This is a genomic window from Paractinoplanes lichenicola (assembly GCF_016785085.1).
Classification (GTDB): Bacteria; Actinomycetota; Actinomycetes; order Mycobacteriales; family Micromonosporaceae; genus Actinoplanes; species Actinoplanes lichenicola.
On record NZ_JAENHO010000006.1, the window covers coordinates 586,986 to 604,418 of the forward strand.

General features: G+C 71.7%; 18 protein-coding genes. 8 read left to right on the forward strand and 10 right to left on the reverse strand.

Annotated features, from left to right (window positions below; all coding sequences use genetic code 11):
* Window positions 1–7 precede the first annotated feature (7 nt).
* On the reverse strand, window positions 8–2,119 hold the full coding sequence (locus tag JKJ07_RS23850; protein WP_202993909.1) for an alkaline phosphatase family protein: 2,112 nt from the start codon (window positions 2,117–2,119) through the stop codon (window positions 8–10).
* Window positions 2,120–2,223: 104 nt separating this feature from the next.
* Between JKJ07_RS23850 and JKJ07_RS23855 the strand changes: the two genes are divergently transcribed.
* Complete coding sequence (locus JKJ07_RS23855; protein ID WP_307834376.1) at window positions 2,224–3,429, forward strand: glycoside hydrolase family 18 protein; 1,206 nt, start codon at window positions 2,224–2,226, stop codon at window positions 3,427–3,429.
* On the opposite strand, the gene JKJ07_RS23860 is transcribed toward JKJ07_RS23855, so the two are convergent.
* Window positions 3,426–4,157, reverse strand: a complete 732-nt coding sequence (locus tag JKJ07_RS23860; RefSeq protein ID WP_202993910.1) for a LamG-like jellyroll fold domain-containing protein — start codon at window positions 4,155–4,157, stop codon at window positions 3,426–3,428. The two genes, JKJ07_RS23855 and JKJ07_RS23860, sit on opposite strands and share 4 nt — an antisense overlap.
* An 84-nt stretch (window positions 4,158–4,241) precedes the next feature.
* Window positions 4,242–5,531, reverse strand: a complete 1,290-nt coding sequence (locus JKJ07_RS23865) for an NAD(P)/FAD-dependent oxidoreductase (RefSeq protein ID WP_202993911.1) — start codon at window positions 5,529–5,531, stop codon at window positions 4,242–4,244.
* A 476-nt stretch (window positions 5,532–6,007) separates the two neighbouring features.
* Between JKJ07_RS23865 and JKJ07_RS23870 the strand changes: the two genes are divergently transcribed.
* From JKJ07_RS23870 to JKJ07_RS23880, 3 genes are read left to right on the forward strand one after another with little or no spacing between them, the layout of a single operon-like run.
* Window positions 6,008–6,535, forward strand: coding sequence for a SigE family RNA polymerase sigma factor (locus JKJ07_RS23870; protein ID WP_202993912.1), 528 nt, complete (start codon window positions 6,008–6,010; stop codon window positions 6,533–6,535).
* Window positions 6,532–7,731 carry a TolB-like translocation protein gene (locus JKJ07_RS23875; RefSeq protein ID WP_202993913.1) on the forward strand — a complete coding sequence of 400 codons (1,200 nt, stop codon included), beginning with the start codon at window positions 6,532–6,534 and terminating at the stop codon, window positions 7,729–7,731. The genes JKJ07_RS23870 and JKJ07_RS23875 overlap by 4 nt, the downstream gene beginning before the upstream one ends.
* Window positions 7,732–7,762: 31 nt before the next feature.
* Window positions 7,763–8,794, forward strand: coding sequence for a lysylphosphatidylglycerol synthase transmembrane domain-containing protein (locus tag JKJ07_RS23880; protein ID WP_236029693.1), 1,032 nt, complete (start codon window positions 7,763–7,765; stop codon window positions 8,792–8,794).
* On the opposite strand, the gene JKJ07_RS23885 is transcribed toward JKJ07_RS23880, so the two are convergent.
* The 5 genes from JKJ07_RS23885 to JKJ07_RS23905 form a co-directional block, all read right to left on the reverse strand.
* Window positions 8,791–9,468 carry a tetratricopeptide repeat protein gene (locus JKJ07_RS23885; protein WP_202993914.1) on the reverse strand — a complete coding sequence of 226 codons (678 nt, stop codon included), beginning with the start codon at window positions 9,466–9,468 and terminating at the stop codon, window positions 8,791–8,793. The genes JKJ07_RS23880 and JKJ07_RS23885 overlap by 4 nt on opposite strands.
* Before the next feature lie 84 nt (window positions 9,469–9,552).
* Window positions 9,553–10,494, reverse strand: coding sequence for a cyclase family protein (locus tag JKJ07_RS23890; protein WP_202993915.1), 942 nt, complete (start codon window positions 10,492–10,494; stop codon window positions 9,553–9,555).
* 10 nt (window positions 10,495–10,504) lie between these two features.
* Complete coding sequence (locus JKJ07_RS23895; protein ID WP_202994044.1) at window positions 10,505–11,092, reverse strand: TMEM165/GDT1 family protein; 588 nt, start codon at window positions 11,090–11,092, stop codon at window positions 10,505–10,507.
* A gap of 228 nt (window positions 11,093–11,320) precedes the next feature.
* The gene (locus tag JKJ07_RS23900; RefSeq protein ID WP_202993916.1) at window positions 11,321–12,952 is read right to left on the reverse strand and encodes an alpha/beta hydrolase; all 1,632 of its coding nucleotides are present in this window, start codon (window positions 12,950–12,952) and stop codon (window positions 11,321–11,323) included.
* An 86-nt stretch (window positions 12,953–13,038) separates the two neighbouring features.
* Entirely contained in the window at window positions 13,039–14,247 is a 1,209-nt protein-coding gene (locus tag JKJ07_RS23905) for an MFS transporter (protein WP_202993917.1), read from the reverse strand.
* A gap of 79 nt (window positions 14,248–14,326) precedes the next feature.
* Between JKJ07_RS23905 and JKJ07_RS23910 the strand changes: the two genes are divergently transcribed.
* The 3 genes from JKJ07_RS23910 to JKJ07_RS23920 are packed head-to-tail and all read left to right on the forward strand — an operon-like array spanning window position 14,327 to window position 15,961.
* Window positions 14,327–14,929, forward strand: a complete 603-nt coding sequence (locus JKJ07_RS23910) for a TetR/AcrR family transcriptional regulator (protein WP_202993918.1) — start codon at window positions 14,327–14,329, stop codon at window positions 14,927–14,929.
* Window positions 14,930–14,957: 28 nt separating this feature from the next.
* The gene (locus JKJ07_RS23915) at window positions 14,958–15,311 is read left to right on the forward strand and encodes a hypothetical protein (RefSeq protein ID WP_202993919.1); all 354 of its coding nucleotides are present in this window, start codon (window positions 14,958–14,960) and stop codon (window positions 15,309–15,311) included.
* A 2-nt stretch (window positions 15,312–15,313) separates the two neighbouring features.
* On the forward strand, window positions 15,314–15,961 hold the full coding sequence (locus JKJ07_RS23920; protein ID WP_202993920.1) for a nucleotidyl transferase AbiEii/AbiGii toxin family protein: 648 nt from the start codon (window positions 15,314–15,316) through the stop codon (window positions 15,959–15,961).
* A gap of 21 nt (window positions 15,962–15,982) precedes the next feature.
* Here JKJ07_RS23920 and JKJ07_RS23925 read toward each other — a convergent pair whose 3' ends face one another.
* Entirely contained in the window at window positions 15,983–16,432 is a 450-nt protein-coding gene (locus JKJ07_RS23925) for a MarR family winged helix-turn-helix transcriptional regulator (protein ID WP_202993921.1), read from the reverse strand.
* Between the two features lie 95 nt (window positions 16,433–16,527).
* Between JKJ07_RS23925 and JKJ07_RS23930 the strand changes: the two genes are divergently transcribed.
* A complete protein-coding gene (locus tag JKJ07_RS23930) occupies window positions 16,528–17,061 on the forward strand; it encodes a hypothetical protein (RefSeq protein WP_202993922.1) in 534 nt (177 codons plus the stop codon).
* Here the strand turns inward: JKJ07_RS23930 and JKJ07_RS23935 are convergent, their stop codons facing one another.
* The gene (locus tag JKJ07_RS23935) at window positions 17,062–17,382 is read right to left on the reverse strand and encodes a hypothetical protein (RefSeq protein WP_202993923.1); all 321 of its coding nucleotides are present in this window, start codon (window positions 17,380–17,382) and stop codon (window positions 17,062–17,064) included.
* Window positions 17,383–17,433 lie beyond the last annotated feature (51 nt).

Consider the following 17,433-nt stretch of genomic DNA (forward strand, 5'->3'; position numbering starts at 1 on the left):
AAAGTGCTTAACCGTCGTGCGTCCGGGAAAGTCTCGGTGACTCCGGTGACTCGAAGATCTTTTCTTGCGCCTCGCGCTCCAGCTGCAGCGTCTCGTCGGCGGCCGCGCTGCGGGTGCGCAGCCCCAGCATGGCCAGCCATTCGACCAGCTGGTGGTGCACGGCGTCGGGCCCGTCGAGCTCGGTGTCGGTCACCGGCCAGCGCGCCGGGTGCACGAGCACCGCCTCGGTCTGCCAGCCGCCGAGCCCGCCGTGCGAGCCGACCAGCTCCTCGAACGCCGCGACCTCCTCGGTCACCGGGTCGACGCAGCTGATCAGCACCAGGTCGCCCACGTGCTCGGCCTCCTGGTGACGCAGCAGGTCGTGGCGGGCGCGGGGCCCGTACGGGAGCAGCGGGTCGACGCCGTGCACGATGCCGTCGCGCAGGTGGTGGCGGCCGGAGGTGCCGAGCGCGATCGGCCCGTCCTCGCCGCGCACGATCACCAGGCCGACGCCCGGGTGCGCGACCAGCCCGTGGATGAGCCGCGGATAGACCCGGTCGATCGCGGCCCGGTCGAGCCGCTGCCGGAATTTCGTCAGGTAGACCAGCGCCAGGTTGCCCGACGAGACCACCAGCAGCGGGGCGACCGGCGTCGCGTTCTCCACCGGTGGTTCGCTCTCGGTCGGCTCCTCGATGGTCTCGGCCTCGTCGCCCGCCGAGAACCGCTCGACCACCTCGTCGAGGCTCTCGCCGTAGCGCTGGCGGAACGTCGCGCCCTGGCTCTGCCCGTGGTCGGAGAGCACCACCAGGTGATAGCGGCGGGCCGCCTCGGGGGCCAGCCGTTCGAGCACGCCGAGCATGCGGTCGAGGCTCTCGAGCTGGCGCATCGACTCGGGCCGGGCCGGGCCGGCGTGATGCGCGACCTCGTCGTAGTCGACCAGGTCGCAATAGATCGCCGGGGCGCCGCGGGCCATCTGCTCGGCGATCAGCGACACGTTCACGTCGCGCAGCAGCATCGACGCCGGGCGCAGGGCCAGGAACGCGCCCGACCGGCTGACCCGGGGCTGCAGGTTGCGGCGGCGCTGCAGGCGGGCCTGGTGCAGCTCGGTGAAGACCTCGCCCACGCCGAGCACGAGGGCGCGGGTGAAACCGTACGGGGAGGCCATGAACGCGGCCCAGCCGCGCGCGGACCGGCCCGGCAGCGCCGCGTGGCTGACCGTCAGCAGGCTGACCGCCGCGTCGCCGCTGAACGCGTTGCCGATGCTCACCCCGCCGTCGCGCAGCAGGCCCCGGCCGTCGCTGAGCCGCGGCTCGAGCAGGGCGGCGTCGCGCGGCCGGTTGGTCACCATGAGCTTGCCGGTGTCCTTCTCGAACCACCGGAACGCCGGGATCTGCCGGGTCGCGCCGTGCAGGATGCCGGCCTGCGAGGCGGGTGTCGTCGACGGCAGGCCGGTGTGCCAGCCGCGCATCGCGTGGCTGCCCGAACGCAGCCAGTGGCCCAGCGTGGGCAGGTTGCCGGCCCGCACCGCCCAGCGCAGCACCGGCTCCGACAGCCCGTCGAACTGCACCATGATCAGGCCCGGGTCGGAGCCCTGCCGGGGGCGGCGGAACGTGAGGAACGGGCCCCCGGCCAGCCGGGCCTGCCGGCGGCGCACGCCCCGCATCAGCCGCCGGGCCTCGCGCACGAACGTGTCGTCGGTGCCGCTGTCGGCCATCCAGTCGACGATCGCGGCGAACACCACGGCCAGGATCGCGGTCAGCACCAGCGAGGGCAGGCCGGTGATCCGCTCGGCCGGGTCGATCTCGAGGGCGATCACGATGACGACGATCTGGGCGATCACGCCGAGCAGCATCGCGCCCCAGCCGCCCAGCGCGGTCACGCCGAGCAGCAGCAGCGGGCGCAGCACGGCGCCGACGCCGGCCACGATCGCCACCAGGCCGAGCGTGTCGACGATGTCGTTGCTCTCGACCCCCGGCATCAGCCACAGGGTGACGGTGAGAACGACGAAGGTGACCAGCGCGCTGCGCAGCACCGCGCGCAACCGGGTGAGAATGCGACGCCAGCTCAGCAAGGCACGCAACTCGGACCGCCAGCTGCGAAGAGGCGGCGCGGCGGAGGGCTCGTGCGGGCTGATGGCCACCGGGAAACGATCGCACAGCCGGGGCTCGGCGCCGATGACGGGCGCTACACCCGGACGAGTGATCACTTGTGTCCCGCTTGTCCCGTCCGGATAGCTTCGGAGTGGTGCGCGCCCGATTCGTCTTGATCATCCTTATCCTGGTCGGTCTCGCCGGCTGTGCCCCGTCCGACGACGACCCCGCCCCCGCGCCGGTCGCCCCCAAGGTGGTCGGCTATTTCACCGGGTGGGGTGTCTACGCCCGCGACTTCCAGGTGAAAGACCTGGACGCGAGCGGGGCGGCCGAGGAGCTGACCCACCTCCTGTACGCCTTCGGCAAGGTCACCGGGGGCAAGTGCACCGCCGCCGACCGCTGGGCCGACTTCGAGAAGCCGTTCGCGGCCGGGCAGAGCGTGGACGGCGTCGCCGACGAGGCAAGCAACCCGGCCCGCGGCAATATCGGGCAGCTGCGCCGGCTCAAGGCGAAGCACCCGGGGCTCAAGGTGCTGTGGTCGTTCGGCGGCTGGACCGGGTCGGGCGGGTTCACCCAGGCCGCCCGCGACCCCGGCGCCTTCGCCGAGTCGTGCCACGACCTGGTCACCGATCCCCGCTGGGCGGGCGTCTTCGACGGCATCGACGTGGACTGGGAATACCCCAACGCGTGCGGGATGAGCTGCGACAAGAGCGGGCCGGAGGCGCTGGGCCGGATGCTCGGCTCACTGCGTACGGCGTTCGGCCCGGACGCGGTGATCACGGCGGCGGTGCCCGGCGACTCGACGAAGCTGGAGGCCACCGACTACCGGACGGCGGCCGAGCCGGCGACGTGGCTCAGCGCGATGACCTACGACTACTTCGGCGCGGGCGGCGAGGACGTGCGGAAGACGCAGAAGACCGCCCCGCATTCGCCGCTCAGCGCGTACCCGGGCATTCCGCGTACGTCGTCGACCGCCTCGGCCACCGTGGACAAGCTGCTCGCCCTGGGCGTCCCCGCGTCGAAGATCCTGCTCGGGATCGGCTTCTACGGCCGCGGCTGGACCGGCGTGACCGGCCCCGAACCCGGCGGGGCGGCGAGCGGACCGGCCGCCGGGCGCTACGAGAAGGGGCTCGAGGACTACGAGGCCCTGGTCAAGCGCTGCCCGCCGACCGGCACCATCGGCGACACGGCCTACGCGTTCTGCGGCAACCAGTGGTGGTCCTACGACACCCCGGAGACGATCAAGACCAAGATGGCGTACGCCCGGAGCAAGGCCCTCGGGGGCGCGTTCGCGTGGGAGCTCTCCGGCGACACGACCTCGGCCGACCTGCTCACCGCCGTGGCGCGCGGCCTGACCTAGCCGACCTGCACCCAGACGTCGTCGAGGGCGCCGTTGAACTGGTCGTTGTCGGCGTAGGCGCCCTTGCCCCCGATGCTCATCGGACGGTTGTTGGTCACCGAGAGCCGGGGCGGGATGCCGATGCGGCCGCGCAGCACGTTGTCGACCCAGACCGACAGCGTGCCACCGATCCGCGCGCAGCGAACCTGATGCCACCGGTTGTCGGCCACGCTGACCGCGCTGGTGGCCATCCGGATCCGGTGCGACCGGTCCCCCACCAGCACGCAGCTGGGCCGGCCGGCGACGCCGTCGATCTGCAGCTTCCACTGGCTGCCGCGGGTCGAGTAGCCCTTCTGGATCACGTTCTGGCCCTTGCTGGTCTGCGTGGGGCTCAGATAGACGTCGGCGCCGTACGAGATGTCGCGCCGGCCCGGGTTGAGGTCGGCGGTCGACGGCGTCTGCAGCGCCACGTGCGGGCAGACCTGCTGCTGGCAGCGCGGCGGGAAGAGCAGGGCCGACCCCTGGCCGTGCACCACCTGGCGGACGGCCCCGCCGTGCCCCGAGATGACCCGCAGGGTGTGGCCGCGGCCCGACTCGTCGAGGATCGAGCCGGCCCGGCCGTTGAAGGCGTAGCGGGCCATCAGAACCGGGGTCCCGCCCCCGGTGTCGGCCCGCGCCGGGGCCGCGCCGCCGGTCATCACTACCGCCGCGGCGGTGGCCACCAGCACGCCGAGCCCACGAAGTTGCATGACCGAATTATCACTTGTGAACGCTTCGCACCGTTCGCTTAACTCTCCCTCGAACGGACTTTTTCCGGGCTTCGGGTGGACTTCTTACGGCTTTTCGGGCGACGAGCTGTCGAGCGGCACGGCCCTCCCCGGCACCAGGCCGAGCTGCACGCCCTGCCGCGGCAGCAGGGCGTCGAGCGCCCAGTCGGCGGCCACCCGCACCCGGTTGCCCGGCATCGACAACAGGTGATAGCCCCGGGTCACCACCTTGGCCGGGAACCCCTTGACCGGCACGCCGAGCGGGTTCGCAGCCGAGTCGAGCCCGCCCAGGTCGACGACGAAACCCAGGTCGTAATGCTTGTACGGCCGGCGGCGACCCTGCCCGTACGACGCCGCGATGTTCTTCGCCGCGGCCACGCCCTGCCGGACGGCGTGCTGCGCGGTCATGCCGGTGATCTCGCCGGGCCGGGTCAGGTCGGGCACCGCGGCCGCGTCGCCGATCGCGTACACGTCGGGATGGCCGGGCACGGTGAGGAACTCGTCGACCACGAGCCGGCCGTTGCGCAGCGGCAGGTGCAGGCCCTCGACCACGGGATCGGGGCGCACGCCGACACACCAGATCAGCGAGCGCGTCGGCACGAAGTCCCCGGTGGACAGATGCACGCCGTCCTCTGTGGCCTCCTTCACGCTCGTACGGAGAAGGAGCTCGACACCCCGTCGGCGCAGCACCTCGTCGGACGCCACGCTCAGGCGCTCGTCGAGCGAGGGCAGCAGGCGGTCGGCCGTGTCGAGCAGCAGCCAGCGCACCTTGCCTTGCAGCTCGGGACGCTGCGCGGTGAGCTCGTCGGTGAACAGCACGCCCTGCGCCGCCACCTCGGTTCCGGTGTAGCCCGCGCCGACCACGACGAACGTGCAGCGCGCGAGCCGCTCCTGCTCGGTCGGGGCGTTGACCGCGAGCTCGATCTGGCGCGTGATGTGATCGCGCAGGTAGAGCGCCTCCGGGATGCCGCGGAAGCCGTGCGCGTACTCGGTCACGCCGGGCACCGGGAGCAGCTTGTTGACGCTGCCGGCCGCGATCACCAGGCGGTGATAGCCGATCGAGCCGGCCCACCCCTCGGGGTCGCGATAGGTGATGCGGCGGTTGTCCAGATCGAAGCCGTCGGCCGTACCCAGCACCTGACGCACGCCGGGCAGGGCGGCCTGCAGCGACACGGTGACCCGCCGCGGCTCGAGGATGCCCGCCGCGACCTCGGGCAGCAGCGGCAGATAGAGGAAGTAGTCGGTGGGATTCACGACGACGATCTCGGCGCCACCACGGGCAAGGTGCGAGATTTTGCGTGCTGCCGCGAAACCGGCGAACCCGGCTCCGACGATGACGATGCGAGGGCGTGCCATGCGGGTCCTCCGTTCCGGGCGCGCGCGACGCCCCACCGATCAGACCGATGCCCACCGACGCTACCGAAAACGCATGCAACCCGGTGTGAGGGCCGCGACACTCAGTGATTTCGTTCCAAGGTCAACTGTTGTGCCATCCCTAGCCCCCACCCTCCCGGGGCGATGTGGGTGGACATTACTCGCTGTCAAGCGGGGAGCCCGGAGTTATCCACAGGCACGCGAATGACCGTTCGGGGGAGCCGCAAATTCGGCCGAACGGTTGTCGTCCGGCAACCGCCGAAGATGCGTCTTGTAATGCGCCGGTCGGTGCCCACACGGGGAGGCATCGCGCGGTGAAGTTCCTGGTCGGTGCCCACACGGGGTGGCATCGCCCGGTGCGTCCGAGGTGGAGAGGGGTCGACGTGACCGGCAGTGCGGTTCTTGAGCCGCCTGGGTATTCTCACGTCTCCCTCGACACCTCGAACGGACACCTTCGAATGGACGCCCGTGAGGCCGACTATGCGCATTTCGTCCGGACGCGGACGCACGCATTGTTGCGCTCGGCGTATCTTTTGACCGGCGACCAGCATCTCGCCGAGGATCTCGTGCAGGAGGCGCTCGCCCGCACCCATCGCTCCTGGCAGCGCCTCGAGCGCACGGAGAACGCGGAGGCGTACGCCCGCAAGGTCATGTATCACGCGCAGGTGTCGTTCTGGCGCCGTCCCAAGGTGGCCGAGGTGCTGCCGGCCGATTTCGAGCCCGACACCCGGCCCGGCGCCGACGATCACGCCGACGCCGCGGTCGAGCGGCTCGTGCTGCGGCGCGCCCTGCTGACGTTGAGCCCCAAGCAGCGGGCGGTGATCGTGCTGCGGTTCTTCGAGGATCACACCGAGGCCGAGGCGGCCCAGCTGATGGGCGTCTCGGTCAGCACGGTCAAGACGCAGACCGCCCGCGCGCTCGACCGGCTGCGTTCCTTGCTGCCCGATCTGAGCATGCTCACCGAAGTGCCGGAGGCGGGGCGATGACCTCCGAGCACGACCGGCTCCGCGCCTCGCTGCACGACCTGGCCGACGTCGCCGAGCCCGCCGACATGTACGAGCGGGCGATCAACCGTTCCCGCCGGATCGGCCGCCGCGAGGCCGCGGTCGGCACCGGCGCCGCCATGGCCGTGCTGGTCGTGCTGGCCAGCGGGTTGTGGCAGATGCCGCGGAGCAAGCACGAGAACATCCCGGTCGCCACCGGTTCGCGGGCGGCGGGCTCGGCCACGCCGTCCGCCTCGGTCTCCCCGGCCGGCGCGGGCGCCTCCCCCACCGGCTCGCCCGGCGATCTGGCCGGCGCCCCGGTGCCGACCCAGCGCCCGCAGGGCAAGCCGCCGAAACAGCCCAAGACCGCCAAGCCGAAGTCGCGCACGCTGTCCGACCTGCCGGGTCACGTCTTCTATCGCGAGCGCGACAGCGATCCCGACGTCGTCCGCATGTCGCCGGGCCAGGGTTCGGCCGAGGTCGTGCTGGCGAACGCGCCGTCGTCGGTCGGCATCTCGCCCGACGGCTACCGCATCGCGTACGTGTCGGACGGCAAGCTGCTGGTCAACGAGTCGGGCGGCGAGTCCAAGCAGGTGGCCACCGACGTGGTCGCGGCCGATCAGGCGCCGGTGTGGTCGCCCGAGGGCAGCCGGCTGCTGGTCGCCACCTCCGCCCCGGGCGTGCTCGACCTGGAGTCCGGCGCGATCACCCCGCTGCCCGACGGCCTGGCCTCGGGCCAGCATTTCCGCTGGTCGGGCGACGGCAGCACGCTGGTCTACGCGACGTCGTACTGCGGGCTCAAGGTGGCCGACGGTGACGCCGGGACGAGCACGAGCGTGCCGGTGCTGGGCGACAAGCAGCCGCAGGACAACCCGGACGGCCTGGCCGCGTGCAAGCCGACCAGCGTCGACGCCACCGGCCGGCGGGTGACGGTGCCGCTGCAGACGACCGGCCAGAGCACGACGGGCACGGACACGGCGGACGCGGTGGTCGACACGGCGACCGGCGATCTGGAGGTGCTGCCGGTGGCGGGCACGGTGGTCGGCGCGGTCTTCGACCCGGACGGCAACCTGCTGGTGCGCACCGAGCACGACGGCAAACGGCTGCTGTCGCTGTTCGATTCGAGCAACACGCTGCGGGTGCAGGCCAAGGAGCCCCCTTCCGTACGGGGTCTCGATCTGCTCGCGTACACCCGCTGATCGGCCACACCGCGCCCGCGCAGGTGCGAGCATGGGGGCAATGGCCGTGCAGCAGGATTCCGCCCGGCCCACGACCGGGGTGCCGCCGTGGTGGCGGCGGGGGCCGACCGTGGCCGCCGTCGTCGTCGTGGTTCTGGGCGCCGAACTGGCCCTGGGCTGGTCGGCCCTGGTCGGGGCGCTGACCCAGCTGCGCGCCCCGCAGTGGAACTGGGTGGCCGCCGCGCTCGCCGCCGAGCTGGCCTCGATGGGCACGTACGCCCGGATGCAGCGCGCCCTGCTGCGGGGCGCGGGCACCAAGGTCAGCATCAAGCGCCACGTCGCGACCGCGTACGCGGCCCATTCGCTGAGCGCCACCCTGCCCGGCGGCCCGGTCTTCTCGACGACGTTCAACTTCCAGCAGCTGCGCCGGTTCGGGGCGTCCCCCGCGGTGGCGTCGTGGTGCATCGCGCTCAGCGGGGTGCTGTCGGCCGGCGCCCTGATCGTCATCGGCGCGGCCGGCGGCCTGCTGGCCCGCAACACCGGCACCTGGCACTCGCTCGTGGGCTACGCCGTCGCCGCCGTAGTGGTCGCTTTCGGCGTACGCCAGCTGGCCGAGCACCCGCAGCTGCTGGACCGCCCGGTGCGGGCCGTGCTGGGCGGGGTCAACCGGGTGCGCCGGCGCCCGCCCGAGCACGGGCACGACCGGCTGCTCGGCTTCGTGGAGCAGCTGCGCGAGGTGCGGGTGCACCCGGCGAGCTTCGCCGTGGCCGTGGTGCTGGCCCTGCTCAACTGGCTGTTCGACGCGCTCTGCCTGTGGCTGTGCTGCCTGGCGGTGGGCGCGGGCGAGATCAACCCGGTCGGCCTGATCATCGCGTACTGCGCCGGGATGGCCGCGGCCAGCGTGCCGATCGTGCCCGGCGGGCTCGGCGTGGTCGACGGCGCCCTGGTGCTGGGGCTGGTCGCGGGCGGCCTGACCAGCTCGTTCGCGGTCGCCGCGGTGGTGCTCTACCGCCTGATCAGCTTCGGCTTCATCATCGGCCTGGGCTGGCTGGTCTGGCTCGCCATCCGCCGCAAATACCGTTAGCCCTTACGGCCGAAGAGGCGCCAGCCGCGCTTCTTGGTCTCGGCCGGACGGGTGGCCTCGCCGTTGAGCACGGCCAGGTGATGCTGGGCGACCGGGTTCTCCGGTTCCATCCGCAGCGACGTGAGCAGCGCCTGCCGGGCCTGGTCGGTGTGGCCGAGGGCCTCCAGCGTCACGCCGTGGGTGTAGTAGTAGTGCGCCTCGGTGGGGTCGAAGCCGATTGCCGTACGGGCGGCCTGCTCGGCGTCGGCGATCTGCCGGTCGGCCGCGAGCAGCGCCCAGGCCACCCGGTCGTGCCAGAGCGCGTTGCGCGGGTCGGCGATGACCGCGCGGTAGGCCATGGTGACCGCGTCCTCGTGCCGCCCGAGGACGGTGAGCGCGCGGCTCGACAGGGCGAGCGGGCGCGGGTCGCCGGCGTCGATCCGGATGGCGTGGTCGGCCGCCTCCAGCGCGTTCTGCGCCTCGTCGAGCGCGAGCCGCAGGCGGGCGAGCAGGATCCAGCCCTCGATCGCGCCCGGGTCGGCCCGCAGCGCCGGCTCGAGCGTGGCCACGGCCCGTTCGACGTCGAGCTGCTCGAAGAGCGTGGCCGCCTGGGCGATGGCCACCTCGGTGGGGCCGTTGAAGGCGCGGGGGCCGGCCATGGGGTCGGCCGGACTGGCGACGGGCCGCTCCGTCATCGGCGGCCCCCGGTCCGCGGGCGGTTGGCGGTCACATCCAAATGATCGGCGGATTCGCGGCCCGAATGAGGGCTTTCGGGCAGATCAGCGCGTGGGCATCCAGCCGGCCGAGCGGGAGTGGTCGTGCGCCTCGTGATAGGGCACCTGGGCATAGGCCCGTACGGGGAAGGTGCCGAAGGCCGTGATCCGGGGCGGGGCGGCGGTGAAGCGGGCGCCGTGCGGTGGCAGGTCTTCGAGGCCGGTGAGGTGCTCGACGATCGGGATGCCCGCCGCGAGCAGCACGGTGTGGGCCGGCCGCTCGCCCCCGCTGGCCTCGGTGTTGTCGTCCAGGTTGATCGAGTCGATCCCGACCAGGGCCGCGCCCCGCTCGACCAGCAGCGCGGCGGCCGCCCCGGTCAGGTAGGGCGCGTCGACGCCGTAGCCGGGCGTGCCCCAGCCCCGGTCGCCGCCGGTGTGCAGCAGCACGGCGTGGCCGGCCACCGCGTACGGCTCGAGGTCGGCCTCGGTGACCGCCCGGCGCCCGCTGCCGGCCGTGCGCACGACCACCGCGGGCAGGTCGGCCAGCCGTTCCAGCGGCAGCCCGGCCAGGTCGGTGCCGCCCTCGTAGCGGTGCCGCGGGGCGTCGAGATAGGTGCCGGTCTGCCCGACCATTTCGATCTTGTCGAGGCTGAACTCGGTGCCCTCGGCATATCGCGGGCGGGAGTCGGCCCAGGTCAGATGGGCCGAGACGACCGGGGACGGCATGCCCGGATAGGTGGTCATGCCGTCCGAGATCACATGGCTCAGCTCGACGAAGCGCAGCCGGGGCGGTGCGGGCACCCCGGTCGTGGCCGGCTCGGCGAACGTCCGGATCCCGCTCAGCTCGACCCGCTCGACGTCGCGCAGGCCGAGCGCGCCGACCAGGATCGTGGCCAGGTCGGCCTGGGTGACGTCCAGGTGCGGCACGTCCACCAGCAGCCCCTGCGTCTGCAGGCGGCCGCCGGTCGTCAAGGTGACGTCGGCGTTCAACTCGGCCCGGTACCGCACGGCGAGACCCCTATCGCAGCTCGATGATCGCTTCGATCAGCAACCAGATGCCGAAGATAGCGAAGAGCGCGGCCGCGCCGTACTTGATGGCCTTCTCGGGCAGGTGCCGGCCGAGCATGCGGCCCACGACGATGGCCAGCGCGTCGGCCGCGACCATGCCGACCGTCGAGCCGAGCCAGGTGCCGAACCAGCCGTACTGGGTGGCCAGGGTGATCGTGGCCAGCATGGTCTTGTCGCCCAGCTCGGCCAGGAAGAACGCGCCGCCGACGGCCAGGATCGCCGAGCCCGTGCTGCGCTCGGCCTTGGTCTTCTCGTCGTCGGTCAGCTTGTCGCCGCGCAGCGTCCAGGCGCCGAAGGCGAGGAAGGCCAGGGCGGCGACCAGGTTGATCCAGCCGGTCGGCAGGGTCGCGCCGAGCCCGTAGCCGATGCCGACCGACACCAGGTGCACGATCGCGGTGGCCACGGTGATGCCGATCAGCACCGGGACGGTTTTGAAGCGGGTCGCGAATGTCAGCGCCATGAGCTGGGACTTGTCGCCCAGCTCGGCCACGAAGATGACGGCGAAGCTGACCGCCGTCGCGACGAGGAAGCCTTCCACAGATATTTCTCCCGGTATCGAGCGGACCGGGAAGAAGAAGCGCAGGGCGACCTCGACCCGGCCGCAATAAGCAGCCATGGCCGAAGGTCTCGCTCGCCTTCGGTGAGAAGGCCGTGCGGCCGGACCCCGGAGGATCAGTATGTCGACCGCGACGTTGGGAGCTACTCCCCTTCGCGAGAACGAGCATAGCCAACGACCCCCGCCCGCGGGCGGGGGTCGTGAGCGTGATCACCGTCCGGCGATGAGTTTCTGCATCTCGAGCCGCTCGGCGGGCACCGGGGCCCGCTTGGCCTTGGTGTCGGTCTTGGTGTCGGCCGTCAGCCCCGCGACCGGCTCCGGCGGCTCGATCGGCGAGCAACGCTTGTCGGAGCGCTCGCCCTCCTGCCGCTCGGGCAGCTTGCCGGAGGCCAGGTAGTCGGCGATCGTGTCGTCGACGCACCGGTTGCCGTAGAGCGATCCGGAGTGGGTCGTGCCGCCGACGCCCTCGACCAGCACCGCGTTCGGGAACCGCTTGCGCGCCTCGAGGGCGCCGGTGAACGGGGTCGCCGCGTCCAGGGTCTCGCTGACCATCAGGACCGGCGGGACGGTCTCGCCCGAGACGGTGACCGGGATGCCGCTGGGCGCCGGCCAGGTGCGGCAGGGCGCGTTGTACCAGGCGTTGGCCCAGGTCTCGAACGGCGCCTTGCGGTGCGTCTGCCAGTTGTCGGAGCTCCACTTGGTCCAGCTCTTGGGCCAGGGCGCGTCGGTGCACTGGGTGGCCAGATAGACCGCGTAGTTGTTGTCGGCGTCCTTGCCCTTCGGGTTGTTGGCGTCGTACAGCCGCTTGAGGCCGCTCGCGTCGTCCTCGCGCACCCAGGAGCTGTAGGCGCGGGCGATGTCGGCCCAGCCGAACGTGTAATACCCGGCCTGCAGGAAGATGTCGGTCAGCTCGGACGGGCCGATCACCCCGCCCGCGGGCCGGCGGGTCAGCTGCTTCTGCTCGGCGTAGAAACGCTGCCGCACCTCACGGGTGGTCCTGCCGAGGCGGTAGACCCGGTTGTGCTTGGCCAGCCAGCCGAAATAGACCTGCATGTTGCGGTCGAAGGCCAGATCCTGGTCGAGGTTCGAGTCGTACCAGACGCGCGCGGGGTTGACCACGCCGTCGAGCACCATGCGCCGCACGCGCTCGGGGTATCGGGTCGCGTAGACCTGACCCAGATACGTCCCGTACGAGAAGCCGTAGAAGTTGAGCTGCCGGGCGCCCAGCTCGTACCGGATCACATCCATGTCCCGTACGGAGTCCAGGGTCTTGAGGTGGCCGAGCAGGTCACCGCCGGCCCGCCCGCACGCCTTGGCGTAGGCCTCGGTCCGCTTGAGCCACGTCTTCTCGATCTTGGCCGTGGTCGGCACGTACGCCGGACGGTTGTACCCGGTGTAGTCGTTGTCGCAGCTCAGCGAGGGCTTGCTGGCCCCCACCCCGCGGGGGTCGAAGCCGATCCAGTCGTACGCCGCCCCGACCTGCCGCGGCACCAGCGAGCCCAGCACCGACAGGCCGCGGCCCTTGGCGCCCGGTCCGCCCGGGTTGACCAGCATGACGCCCTGGAACTTGGCCTCCGGGACGGTGTGCTTGATCCGGGACACGGCAATCTGGATCTTTTTGCCGTTCGGGTCGGAGTGGTCCAGCGGGACGCTGACGAAGCCGCATTCGGCCTGGTGCGTCCGCAGCGTGGGCTCGGTGCACGAGCTCCACTTGATGCTCCGGGCCGCTCGCGCGGCACCGTCCGTCTCCACGCCTCGATCGTCCGCGGCCCGCGCGCCACTCGCCGGGACCCCGATCACCACCAAGGCGATCGTCGTGGCCGCCGCCAGAAGTCGTCTCATGCCAGCCTCTCGTGTCCAATTCGCCCTAGTATGGTGCGGCGTGGGCGGCGGCATGAGGACCCGCCCACGCCGAGGCGAACTGTTTTTCAGCCGTTTGTACGGATTCGTTGGGCCACTAGGGCCACCGCGCCCAGGGCGGCCACGACCAATCCGTAGACCAGAGCCGTGTCGTGCAGGCCCGCGGAAGTGGCGGCGAACCCGGCGATCACGGCCGGCACGCTGAAGGCGACGTACGCGATGACGAGCGCGACGGCGAACAGCTCACCGCGCTCGTGCGGGGCGGCCAGGACGGCCAGGGTGCCGAACGAGGCCAGCGCCGAGGCGCCGAACCCGACCCCGGAGACCACGGTGCCGCCCGCGGCCAGGACGGCGCTGCCGAGCTCGAGACCGATCACGCTGATCACGGCGCCCACGGTCAGCAGGCTCCCGGCGATGGTGAGCACCTTCTTCGTCGCGACGTTCCGGAGCCCGTACGAGGTCAGGGCGCCCGTGCCGCAGAGCAGCGTGACCACCAGGCCGCCGATGAGGTGGCTGCTCAGGTCGAAGACACCGGCCGCCACGGACGGGCCGAGCGAGAGGTAGAGCCCGCCGATCGCCCAGCTGGCCACGATGATCGGCACGAGCGCGAGCACGTCGGCGCGCAGCCGGGCCGGGACGCCGAGCCGGGGCGCGAGCGAGGCGGCGGCGCCGGGACGACGGGCCGAGGTCTCGGGGATGCGGGCCACCACGATCGCGGCCAGGAGCATGCCGGCCAGCAGCAGCGCCCACACGAAGTGGGTCGGCGAGGGGCCGTACTGCACCAGGGCCCCGCAGCCCAGGGCGCCGATCGCGAGCCCGGCGACCGGGGCGATGCCGTTGATCAGGCCGGCCCGGCCCGGGGCGTGCGGCGGGTTGAGGTCGACCAGGGCCGCGCCCAGCGTCGTCATGGCGGCGCCGGTCGCGATGCCCTGCAGCAGCCGCGCGAGCAGCAGGATCGAGACGTCGCCGGCGGTCAGGAACAGGATCAGCGAGACCGCCTCGAGCCCGATCGCGGCGGCCAGCACCGGGCGGCGACCGATGTGGTCGGAGAGCGCCCCGAGCATGACCAGCGAGCCGATCAGCCCTACGACGTACACCGCGAAGATGACCGTGAGCGTTGTGGCGGAGAAACCCCATAAATGCTGGTAGACCACGTAGAGGGGGGACGGTGCGGCGGAGGCGGCGGCGAACGTCACGAAGATCGCGGCGATCGCGGCGAAGGCGACCGGGCGGGACAGCCGCCGGTTGCGCAGCGCCGGTTCGGCGAGGGTGGTCACGAGTTCCCCTTAACAGACAGTTCTGTCTACTAGCGTGTCGAGCCGACACTAGACAGATCTGTCTGGTACCGTCAACCGCATGTCTGCCGCGTCACCCGCCGCCACCACTTCCGTCCCGGCCCCGCGCAAGGCCTCGGCCCGCGACCGCCTCCTGGCCGCCGCGGACGAGCTGTTCTATGCCGAGGGCGTGCACACCGTCGGCATCGACCGCATCATCGAGCGGGCCGGCGTCGCCAAGGCCTCCCTCTACAGCACCTTCGGCAGCAAGGACGAGCTGGTCCGGGCCTATCTGGAGGGCCGGCACAAGCTCCGCCGCACCCGCCTGCTGGCCGGCCTCGAGGCCTACGACGACCCGCGCGACCGCCTGCTCGGCGTGTTCGAGGTGCTGGCCGAGCTGAGCGGCACCCCCGGCTTCCGGGGCTGCCCCTTCTACAACGCCAGCGCCGAATCCCCCGCCGGCGGCCCGGTCGAGGAGGTCTCGAACGCCAACCGCGCCTGGACCAGGGGCCTCTTCTACGAACTGGCCCGCGACGCCGGCGCCCGCAACCCGGCCGCCCTGGCCGACCAGCTGGTCGTCCTCTACGACGGCGCCTCGGCCGGCGCCCGCATGGACAAGAACTCCCAGGCCGCCCTCACCGCCCGCGGCGTGGCCGCCGCCCTGCTGGCCGCAGCCACGCTCTAGACCGCGGCGCGCAACGTAGAATCGACGGATGGCGACGACACGCAGCGCACCGCCGGGGTCGCGATACGTCGACCAGCGGCATTACACGATTGCCACGAGCCTGAGCGAGCTACGCGGCCCAGCCTCCGGCACCGTCATCCTCGATCGATCGTTGGACTGGTCGGGCGACGGCACCTACGACCTGGACGACCCCGGCGACATGCAGGTCTTCTATCAAACCGTGCTGAATCAGGCGGCGTCCGAGGGCGACTTGAACCGATGGCTGCGGGGCGAGACCTTGCGTCAGCTGTGGCCGAGCCTGTGGCTTCCCGCCCGGTTGCGGGCGATGTGGCAGGCCCGTTTTCCCGAGCTGGCCGACTCGTCACAGGCTCTGACCGGCTGAGCATGGAGCCCGGCCTGCTCAAGCTCGCCGAACTCGGCCTCGAGGTGGCTGGCCGGTACGGCTTCGCCTTAGCCGGCGGTTATGCCGTCCAGGCGCACGGCATCCTCGAGCGGCCAAGCGAAGACATCGACCTTTTCACCGCCTGGGAGCGTCGGGGCGACTTCGCCACAGCGGTCGACGCCGTTGTGGCCGCCTACCGTAGCCATGGTTATTCCGTGGAGGTCACGCAGCGGTTCGAGACTTTCGCCCGGCTCGCGGTGATCGATCCCGCGCTGGCACCGGAGGCATACAAAGTAGAGCTGGCCGCGAATTGGCGCTCGCTCCCGCCGGTGTTGATGGATATTGGTCCCGTTCTGCATATCGACGACGTCGTGGCCGGAAAGATGTCCGCACTCTTCACCAGAGCGGAGCCGCGCGACTTTCTGGATGTGGACGCAGCCCTTGTGACCGGTCGATATTCCCGGGAGCAGCTGCTCGACCTCGCCGAGCAGGCCGACGCCGGCTTTGATCGCGCCGTTTTCGCCGACCTGCTGGCGATGCTGACGAGGTATCCGGATCGCCGGTTCGCGGCGTACCACGCCGACTCCGATCGGATCGCCGCGATGCGCGAGCGCTTCGCGCAATGGCGTGACGAACTCCGCGGCAGCTAGCGAGAGGGAGACCGCGAGCCCTTAGGTCGCTCGTTCGGCGGCCAGGTCGCTGAGCTTTTCGAGGGCCGGGAGGGCGGCCACGACGGCGGCGTGCTCGTCGGGGGTCAGGCCCTGCAGCAGCTCGGCCAGCGCGGCCGCGCGGACGGCGCGGCGGTGGGCGACTGCGGCCCGGCCGGCGTCGGTGATGCTGACGACTACGGCCCGGCCGTCGGTGGGGTCGTCGGTGCGCTCGGCCAGCCCCTCCTTCTCGAGCCGGGTCACCAGCTGCGTCATTGCGGGCTGGCTGATGCCCTCGGGGGCGTAGAGCTCACTGAGGCGATGCGGGCCGGAACGCTCGAGCCGCCGCAGTGTCGAGGCCGCGGTCAGGCTGAGCGGCCCGCGCGGCGTGAGCCGGCGGAGCGTCTCGTAGAAGCGCTCGAACCCCGCGGCGATGGCGGCGTCAGCGTCCGTGATGCTGGGGGCAGGCTGCACCCCTAATTCATATCACCGGCTTATGAAAGGCGTTTCCCCCGTACGTGCCGGACCGTCGAGCAGACGCACACCGGACGAAATGTCACCATGCAGTCATGGACGAGCAAACCCTCGACCACGGCCCGGACGCGGATGGCTGTTCCTGGCTGCGCCCGCACCTGGGCACCACCACCGGCGGCGGCCGGGCCCCGCGCGAGCACGTCGTCGCGCTGCGCCACGTCGCCCGCACCCTGGACGCCGACCCGCGCTGGCGCTCCTGGTGGCAGCAGACCGGTCTGTCCGCCTGCGAGCTGGGCATCGTCGCCGAGGGGCGGCTCGACCACCTGCGGCCCAGCGCCGACATCCGCCGCCTGGACGACTGCCTGTGGGCCAACTTCACCTGCGCCCTGCCGGTCGGCACCCCGCCCGCGGCCGCCACCCACGCCGCGACCACCGAGGTGCGGGCGATGTTCGAGGTGATCCGGCAGGCCCTGATGCTCTCGGCGCTGCCGCCCATCCCGCCGATGCCGAGCCCGCCCACCGACGCGCCTGACGTGCCGGTGACGGCCAAGCGGCTGCCCGAGCCGGCGCACGAGCCCGAGCAGCAGGGCTACCTGACGCTGACCCAGATCCAGGAGTTCTTCGCCTAGCTAGGCGCCGTTCTGCTCCCAGGTCAGGGCGACGAGCTCACGAAGTTGTGCGAGCGCGTCGCCCTTGCCCGGCCCGTCCGGGAGCTCCGCCCGGGCGGCCGCGACCACACCCGTACGCAGCAATTGGTAGATCTCCTCCTGGCCGGTGCCCGGCAGGTCGGGGATCCACAGGCTGCCGAGGTTCTCCGCGACGACCATGCGGAGCCAGTCGGCCGTCTTGGCGTCGCCGAGCCGCGGAATGAGATATTCCAGCGTCCACTCGAAGAGACCACCGGTCGACTGCCAGTCCCGGCCCGGCCGGACCATGATGAGAGACGCCATTTTCGCCGCCCGAGTATGAAGACACGCGGTGCCAAGCCTCGCTCCGCCACG